The following is a 7387-nucleotide window of genomic DNA, read 5'->3' as shown; positions in this document are numbered from 1 at the left end:
TAGCTGAGCTCATGCCGTGTTCACGGCAGAGCTCAGGAACGGAAACTCCGCTCTCGTTTTGTTTCAAGATCGCCAGTATCTGGCTGTCGCTGTATCGTGATGTTCGCATAGAAAACTCCTTTGCCTCAGTTTAATGGAATTTTCTACTAATAACCGTTACGTGTTTGCGGGGGGATTACACGCCCAATAAGGAAACGGCAAGTAAGATTAAGTCGAAAATAACGTCAACGGATTGGTTTCTGTTTTTGGCCACAAGCAATTCCACTCAATCACGTTGGTGTCCTTGGGAGATTGGGTATGCCGATTCCAAAAAAGGATATGGAAAAATACTAATCATTCCTACTGAAGATGACTCTGGGAATTGGTACGGGAACGAATATCTTCAGTTGTACAAGAAAATTGATGAAGGAACTGATAAACAAACCGGAAGGTCTGGCTACGCAGCTTTTGATGCCGGATCAAATTCAGGAACTTGGATTAGCAATATCTAGTGGCAATATGTAGATCTCCAATAGGTTTTCGATGGCACATAGTCCACGCCCAATAAAATTGAAGGCGCCAAAGAAACGAGTTAGCCAATTCAGAGTGGAACAAGTTTTCTGGCCGTCAGCCGGCGCGCTTTTGGGCAATGTATTGTTGCCCGGCATAGGTGGTTTGCTGGCTGGCGGTGTAATTGGCGGTGCATTGACATTGAATAGTAAGGAGAAAAAAGTGGCGAAAATTCCCGTTTTCTACAGCTTTCATTTCGCTAATGATGTTATGCGTGTTCAGCAAATACGAAACATTGGAGCAATTGAAGGGAACTCCGCAGTAAATGCAAATGAGTGGGAGCAGATCAAAAGGAATGGTAAGGCCGCTGTGCAAAACTGGATCGATCAAAACATGAAGTATAAAAGATGTGTGATTGTTCTTATTGGTTCAGAGACTGCCTCACGTCCGTGGGTAAAATACGAGATAGAGAGGGCCTGGAACCAAGGTAAAGCCATTATCGGAATCCACATACATAATATTAGATGCGCAAGAAATGGCACGTGCCGAAAAGGCGCCAACCCCTTTGATGAATTCACTTTTAATGATGGGCGCAAGCTGTCATCCGTGGTGCCGTGTTACGATCCTGATCCATCACAAGCCTATCGGGATATCGCTGCAAATATTTCTGACTGGATTGACCACGCTATTAAGAACAAACGGAACTAAATATGAATGAAGATCCGCTCCAAATCGATTCCGAAGCAGCCTCGATTCAGACGCATCTTGGCATAATCCAAAACGTCATTCAGCGAATGTCAACAAATAGCACCAATTGCAAAGCATGGTGTGTGACCTTAGTAGCTGCTGTTCTTGTGATAATAGCTGATAAAGGTAAACCAGATTATGCTTGGATTGCACTTTTACCAACAGTAGTATTTTTGGCTCTTGACGCTTATTACCTGGCTCTAGAAAAGGGCTTTCGCAATTCTTATAACCAGTTTGTTTCCAAGCTTCGAGCTGGAAGCCTTACCGAGCAAGACCTTTATTCCGTCATGCCCGTTGGCAATATGTCGAAACTACAGCTCGAAGCCGCCAAATCCTTTTCAGTTTGGGGATTCTACATTTCTCTTGGTGTCTTAATTGGCGTCACTAAATGGATAGCATTGGGGTGAAATCACTTAACAAAGCGCTGCTGTCGGACAAATTTTCCGCTGCGCTCCAAATTTGCCGCAGAGCGCGGCGTTGAGGCTAAGGATGTCTCCTCTGCGATTGTCCGCTTTTGACTACTGCCGTCGTCTACGACGACAAGGCCCCTGTCCGCTCCTGTCGCAATGAAGTTAATTCTATAGGTCTCGCAATGCTTCAGAAATCGCAATTTCAGGCGGCTCTTCATAAATTAGTGTTGTAGAAGGATTTACGTGCCCCGCAATTTTTTGGGCAACTTTTACTGATTTTTTCTGTTTGTGAATGACATTCGTGATCAAAGATCGGCGACCACTGTGAGAGCTTGCTTTTTCTACACCTGCCCAGGCCCTAAGTATGACGGCCATGTGTTCCTGCAAGGTGTTCGGAGAATAGGCCCCACCTTTTTGAGTAATAAAAAGAGGGGAGGAGGGCTTTAGCGTACCGGCCTTTTCAAGCCGTACACGCAAATGGTCAGTCAACGACGCACGAAGGGCGGCATCTACCATAGGAAGATCCCGAGATTTTCCTCGATGTTTTCGAACGGGTAGGTAAAAATCTTCGGGATTTATCTCAGCACCAGCTTTGGCTAGCGCTTCAATCTGGCGAACCACCTGATTAAAACTCGCCACATCGAAACTAACCGTTCTGCGCTGGTATTGACTTTGAGACCGGCCCATAGCGTCAGCACCTTTGGTGTAGGCCGCTGGCAGGCTCATGACTTCCAGTAATTTAAAGTCGGTACCCGACGGATTGAGCTTCGCGATTTCCTTGATCTGAAGCAGGGCGATTTCCTGAGCCCGCAGACCGAGCTTGAAACTGATCTGCATGATGGCGGTGTTCTTTTCAGGGTGCCGGTGATGCTGGATCACGTCGAAGACATGGTCTTGTTGCTCAGTAGTGAGAACGCGCGCCTGGCCAGATTTGGGCATGGAAACCTCGAAGAGGGCTGCAATAATAATCCGTAATAATGTTATTTTAACGGATTATTGATCGAGAAGTGCAGTTTAAAGCGAAAAGTGGGCTTTTATTAGCAATTATTAAACTGCTTTAATAATTATTAAAATTTGTTCGTAATCAGTCCAATATTTGTCGACCGACAAGTTTCAAATTCACCAATCGCGATCTTCTTGGTTCAAGCCAAAATCCTCAGTTACTCTGAGTTCTGAATTGAAAAATGCATCCCATGGCCCGGCTTTTGGAGGCGAACCGTCCGGATGGAGAGCTTCTTCAAAGAAAGCGCGAACAGATGCCCAATCAGGAAACAGGTCGCTACCAAAGTGAATCAAAGATCCCTCAAAGCGATCTTGACCTTTTCCTGACGCCATATCGTCAATCAGGTAGTGTCCTTTGTTTAGGTTTTTGTGCGGGGTAATAATGAGATTTTGCACGACGGATATGCCTAAGTGCTTTTCAACCCAGTCTCGCTTTTCGGAATAGCAATGAGAGTTACGTACAGACGGCGCCAGCAGAATATAGACATTTGTGTTGGGGTGATCGTTTAGCCACCGATAAGTCTCGATAGCACCAGGCAAAGGATTCAAGCCGATATACAGACCAGGTTGGCTCTGAGGGAATTCCAAATCTGGGAACATAGCCTTTTGCCTAGAAAATCCATCCTGGTAGTCGCATAAGACGTGATCCATATCCACATAGATTATCGCTTTATCACGTTGAGCCATGATTTTTCCTTGGGATATGAAAAACTAGGAAAAATAAAATAACATAAATTCAATGAGTTAGTGAATTCTACGAAAGCGGGGATCTATATATGTCGAAACACCCACATCAGGGTGGGGGTTGGGCACAGTTTCCAGCACCGCCTCATCCGGATTTTGGGCCGCTTCTGCCTTGGCACCTAATTGAGACAAGTGATCGGTCATGCCGCGCGCCCCACATATTCACAGCCTTCATGCAAGGAATCGCGATGGACACCCACTTTGTAGAGGGTGGGCAGCGCATCCGCCAAGGCGTTGAAGATGAAGATAGAGAGGTTTTCCAGCGTCGGCACTTCAAGCCCTGCAATCTCATTCAAGGTGTTGTGATCCAGCAAGTCATGCACTTTGGCAATAGCCTCGTTCACTTCCTGCAAATCCTGTAACAGCCCGGTTTCAGCATTCGGTGCGCCGCGCATGAACACAGATACACGGAAAGAATGCCCATGCATACGCTTATTGGGATGTCCGTCCGGCGCATGGGGCAGGAAATGAGCCGCATCGAAGCGGAATTCCTTATATAATTCAACCGTGTGCATGGCTGGCAGCTATCAATCTATGCCCAAAAATTTGTGCGTTTGCAGGCTTAATGACCAGTGCGGGTTGGATAAGCAATAGGACGTAGCCGCGCGGGTATTTTCTGCCGCGGCAACGCCATCCATGGGTTGCAGATAAAAATGACGAAATTCCAGGGTTTCAAAGCGTTCCGGCAGGGCCTTGGCTTGAGGGTAGACCAGCTTTAATTCATCGCCGCAAAGCTGCTGCAAAGGCGCATCAGCTTTGGGGCTGACGCAGATCCAATCAATCCCGGCAGGAGCCTTGATGGTGCCATTGGTCTCCACCGCAATCTCAAAGCCTTGGGCGTGCAGGGCATCGATCAAGGGCAGATCAAGCTGCAGCAAGGGTTCGCCCCCCGTGCAGACCACAAAAGGTTTGCCGTCTTTACCCTCCGGCCAGAATGAACTGACGCGTGCTGCCAGCTCATCCGCCGCTTTGAACTGGCCACCATTTTGACCATCCACGCCCACAAAATCCGTATCGCAAAAATTACAGACGGCATCGGCGCGATCGCGCTCCAGCCCATTCCATAGATTGCATCCCGCAAAGCGCAGAAAGACTGCGGGGCGGCCTGCCTGCGCTCCCTCCCCCTGTAGGGTGTAGAACATCTCCTTCACGGAATAGGTCATCTTTCTGTCCAGGCAGTCCATTCGGCATGGCCCTTCGCGCGCAGTCCACAGGCGGGACACACGCCGCAGCCATAACCCCAGCTATGCCGTTCTTCCCGCACGCCCTCATAACAGGTGTGGGAGTGCTCAAGAATGGCTTCAATCAAACGCTCCCCGCCCAAGCGTTCGGCCAAGGCCCATGTCTCTGCCTTGGTGATAAACATAAGCGGGGTCTCGATCTTCACCGGCTGATCAAGCCCAAGTGTAAGTGCTGAAGCCATCGCCTTCATCGTATCATCGCGACAATCGGGATAGCCGGAATAATCCGTTTCACACATGCCGCCCACCAAAGTTTCGATCCCGCGTCGCCAGCCATAGGCCGCTGCAAGTGTCAGGAACAGCAGATTGCGCCCCGGCACGAATGTATTGGGCAGGCCGCCCTCCTCTGCCTTGATGGCCACATCGTGGGTGAGTGCTGTTTGTGCCACCTCGCCCAACACATGAGCAGGCAAGACAATATCACCGCCCAGCTTGCCTTTACCCTTGTCCATCATGGCTATCGCAACGGCATCACGCAGGGGGCCGCGCGCCGCAAGCTCTATGGCGTGACGTTGACCGTAGTCAAAACCAATCGTCTCAACCACATCAAAGCGATCAAGCGCCCACGCCAAACAGGTGGCCGAATCCTGCCCGCCGGAAAACAGGACGAGCGCTTTTGAACCATTCATGAAATGCCCTATTCAGCCGCGGCGGCTTCACCCCTTAAATCGGCAATCAAAGCCGGGTCGGCTTCATCTGCTAAATGGCCCTGCACAAAGGTGCCGATAATCTCAATCGCCCGCTTGCCTTCCGGCATAAAGCGCGCCAGCAAGGGAAAGACATGCGGCATGCCCTTCCAGATTTCCAAAGCGACGGGCACGCCTGCGCGCTTCAGCTTGGCGGCAAGGCGGCGGCTGTCATCCAGCAGTACTTCCGGCTCACCGACCTGAATCAGGGTCGGCGGCAAGCCGACGTGATTACCATAGAGGGGTGAGGCATAAGGCAATTCAGGGTCTTGTCCTTGCAGATAGTGCTCACCGGTTTCCACCAAACGGTCACCGGGGATTATCAGGTCGGATTGAAGATTGGTGATAACCGTCTCACCCGTGCCGGCCAAATCCGTCCATGGAGACAGGCCAACGGCACAGGAAGGCAGCGGAATACGTTCATCACGCATTCGCAACAGGGTGCCGAAGGTGAGGCCGCCGCCCGCACTGTCGCCGCCAATGGCAATGGCTTCGGAGCGATAGCCTTGTTCCAGCAACCAATTATAGGCCGCAATCGCATCATCCACTGCGGCGGGAAACGGCGCTTCGGGCGCAAGGCGATAATCAATGGCCAGCACCCGTGCGCCCGATGCTTTGGACAAGCGCCACAGCAAATCCTTATGCGTGGTGTCCGGTGCGCCGAAAATATAGCCACCGCCATGCAGATAATAGAACACCCGGTTCGGATCGGCGTTCTCAGCATCTACCCAAAAGGCTTTCACGCCATTGGCCGAGACTTCCTCAACCTTGCCGCCTTCGGGCCAGCCACCGCGACGGGCGCGTTTATCAATCGCCAACCGCAAAGCTGCTGGCTCCAACCCATTTTCTTTATGGATTTGCCGCATCACCAGCCGCATCACCAGCCGCACCAAGGATGCCCGAATGCTCATAACCCAATCTCCTTAAATTCAAGCGCCGCTTATACGGTGGAATTCCCGGAAGGTGTAGCGGCGATTGCGCTCCACATTTACGAGGGCCTCGCGTTCTGCGAAGGTGTCTGCCAAACGCTCACTGATAACGCTGAAATTTATCTTCATATTGGTATCCTCAGGACCAGTTACAGACCCGGCTACACACGGTCTCGATTAGATCCATGGGCAGGGGCAAGAATGCGGCGATGGGGTCGTGGGCGATCGCTAAGACAATGTCGGGCATTTTCGATAACGGGATATCGTGGCGAGTAAAATCCCTTGGGTGGCCCATCTCTTCCAGCAGCGCACTTATTCTAGCTGCACAGGCCAACACAGCTGCGCGGCCCTCGCCCTCCACGCCGAACACACCCTTCAGGCGATCTGCTACCGGCACGTAGAAGTCGGCGAACTCCTCCATCACGATGGGCAGCAGCACGCCGTTCGCCTCACCGTGATGAATGTGACAGACGGCGCCAAAGGCGTGAGCGAAGTTGTGTACAGGCGACGGCCCGAAGTCGTTCACCACCGAGTTACAAGCCATGGCGCTGGCGTTGAGCATGGCCTGGCGCGCCAGCAGATCCGATCCATCGGCAACCACTTTGGGCAAGTTCTGCATGATGATCTTCGCGCTGGTCTCCGCGTGGGCCAGGGTGAAGTGCCCCGTATTGGGGTGTCCCATGGTTTCGATAGCATGGGTCAGCGCGTCCATACCGGTGGCGGCGGTGAGCATCGGCGGCAGGCCGGTGGTCATATGAGCATCCAGCACCGCGATGTCCGACTCTAGGTAGTGGCTGACGATCAGGTGTTTGATGCCCAACCCCTTGTTGTAGATCACCGCGCCGTTGGTCACCTCAGCACCGGTACCCGCGGTGGTGGGCACCGATATATGCGGGACGCCCATGTGCTCGACTTCCGGCCACTGCATCATCTTGACCGGCGACTTCAGCAACTGAGACACGCTGTCCACCTTGGAGTACATGGCAAGCTTGACCAGTTTGACCGAGTCTAGGACACTGCCGCCACCCACGGCCAGCAGGCCGTCGGCGCCAGTTGCCCGTGCCATCGCCAGACAGTCGTCGATACAGCCGGACTCCGCGTCCGGGGCGGTGTCGGTAAATACACCCGCCAGGCGAACG

Annotated in this window: 12 protein-coding genes; 2 read left to right on the top strand and 10 right to left on the bottom strand. The window is 51.9% G+C overall.

Annotated features, from left to right (window positions below):
* A partial coding sequence (locus IB286_RS14920; protein ID WP_190766936.1) for a transposase occupies positions 1-109 on the bottom strand: 109 nt, incomplete at its 3' end.
* A 476-nt stretch (positions 110-585) separates the two neighbouring features.
* Between IB286_RS14920 and IB286_RS14915 the strand changes: the two genes are divergently transcribed.
* Positions 586-1197, top strand: coding sequence for a TIR domain-containing protein (locus tag IB286_RS14915; protein WP_317889779.1), 612 nt, complete (start codon positions 586-588; stop codon positions 1195-1197).
* 2 nt (positions 1198-1199) lie between these two features.
* Positions 1200-1643, top strand: a complete 444-nt coding sequence (locus tag IB286_RS14910) for a hypothetical protein (RefSeq protein ID WP_190766931.1) — start codon at positions 1200-1202, stop codon at positions 1641-1643.
* A gap of 171 nt (positions 1644-1814) precedes the next feature.
* On the opposite strand, the gene IB286_RS14905 is transcribed toward IB286_RS14910, so the two are convergent.
* The 9 genes from IB286_RS14905 to IB286_RS14870 all read right to left on the bottom strand — a co-directional run.
* On the bottom strand, positions 1815-2585 hold the full coding sequence (locus tag IB286_RS14905) for a site-specific integrase (protein WP_190766930.1): 771 nt from the start codon (positions 2583-2585) through the stop codon (positions 1815-1817).
* A 180-nt stretch (positions 2586-2765) separates the two neighbouring features.
* The gene (locus tag IB286_RS14900; RefSeq protein ID WP_190766928.1) at positions 2766-3335 is read right to left on the bottom strand and encodes a 5' nucleotidase, NT5C type; all 570 of its coding nucleotides are present in this window, start codon (positions 3333-3335) and stop codon (positions 2766-2768) included.
* Between the two features lie 57 nt (positions 3336-3392).
* A complete protein-coding gene (locus IB286_RS14895; RefSeq protein WP_190766926.1) occupies positions 3393-3536 on the bottom strand; it encodes a hypothetical protein in 144 nt (47 codons plus the stop codon).
* Positions 3533-3907 (bottom strand): 6-pyruvoyl trahydropterin synthase family protein, encoded by a 375-nt coding sequence (locus IB286_RS14890; RefSeq protein ID WP_190766924.1) that lies wholly within the window; start codon positions 3905-3907, stop codon positions 3533-3535. The genes IB286_RS14895 and IB286_RS14890 overlap by 4 nt, the downstream gene beginning before the upstream one ends.
* Before the next feature lie 12 nt (positions 3908-3919).
* The gene (gene queE / locus IB286_RS14885; RefSeq protein ID WP_190766922.1) at positions 3920-4555 is read right to left on the bottom strand and encodes a 7-carboxy-7-deazaguanine synthase; all 636 of its coding nucleotides are present in this window, start codon (positions 4553-4555) and stop codon (positions 3920-3922) included.
* Positions 4552-5262 (bottom strand): 7-cyano-7-deazaguanine synthase QueC, encoded by a 711-nt coding sequence (gene queC, locus IB286_RS14880; protein WP_190766920.1) that lies wholly within the window; start codon positions 5260-5262, stop codon positions 4552-4554. The genes queE and queC overlap by 4 nt, the downstream gene beginning before the upstream one ends.
* An 8-nt stretch (positions 5263-5270) precedes the next feature.
* Positions 5271-6230: an alpha/beta hydrolase gene (locus tag IB286_RS14875; RefSeq protein ID WP_190766918.1), complete on the bottom strand. Its 960-nt coding sequence runs from the start codon at positions 6228-6230 to the stop codon at positions 5271-5273.
* 18 nt (positions 6231-6248) lie between these two features.
* Positions 6249-6377 (bottom strand): hypothetical protein, encoded by a 129-nt coding sequence (locus IB286_RS15660; protein WP_263399090.1) that lies wholly within the window; start codon positions 6375-6377, stop codon positions 6249-6251.
* A gap of 10 nt (positions 6378-6387) precedes the next feature.
* Positions 6388-7387, bottom strand: a 1000-nt coding sequence (locus IB286_RS14870; RefSeq protein WP_190766916.1) for an iron-containing alcohol dehydrogenase, incomplete at its 5' end; no start/stop codon positions are given.

Source organism: Spongiibacter pelagi, from assembly GCF_014705705.1.
Classification (GTDB): domain Bacteria; phylum Pseudomonadota; class Gammaproteobacteria; order Pseudomonadales; family Spongiibacteraceae; genus Spongiibacter; species Spongiibacter pelagi.
Note: the sequence above shows the minus strand (reverse complement) of the source record. Positions and strands in the feature narration are given on the sequence as shown.

Excerpts from the sequence above, each read along its gene's own strand:
- IB286_RS14910 (WP_190766931.1), top strand. The coding sequence starts at position 1,200 with ATGAATGAAGATCCGCTCCAAATCGATTCCGAAGCAGCCTCGATTCAG.
- IB286_RS14905 (WP_190766930.1), bottom strand. The coding sequence starts at position 2,585 with ATGCCCAAATCTGGCCAGGCGCGCGTTCTCACTACTGAGCAACAAGAC.
- IB286_RS14900 (WP_190766928.1), bottom strand. The coding sequence starts at position 3,335 with ATGGCTCAACGTGATAAAGCGATAATCTATGTGGATATGGATCACGTC.
- IB286_RS14895 (WP_190766926.1), bottom strand. The coding sequence starts at position 3,536 with ATGACCGATCACTTGTCTCAATTAGGTGCCAAGGCAGAAGCGGCCCAA.
- IB286_RS14890 (WP_190766924.1), bottom strand. The coding sequence starts at position 3,907 with ATGCACACGGTTGAATTATATAAGGAATTCCGCTTCGATGCGGCTCAT.
- queE (WP_190766922.1), bottom strand. The coding sequence starts at position 4,555 with ATGACCTATTCCGTGAAGGAGATGTTCTACACCCTACAGGGGGAGGGA.
- queC (WP_190766920.1), bottom strand. The coding sequence starts at position 5,262 with ATGAATGGTTCAAAAGCGCTCGTCCTGTTTTCCGGCGGGCAGGATTCG.
- IB286_RS14875 (WP_190766918.1), bottom strand. The coding sequence starts at position 6,230 with ATGAGCATTCGGGCATCCTTGGTGCGGCTGGTGATGCGGCTGGTGATG.
- IB286_RS15660 (WP_263399090.1), bottom strand. The coding sequence starts at position 6,377 with ATGAAGATAAATTTCAGCGTTATCAGTGAGCGTTTGGCAGACACCTTC.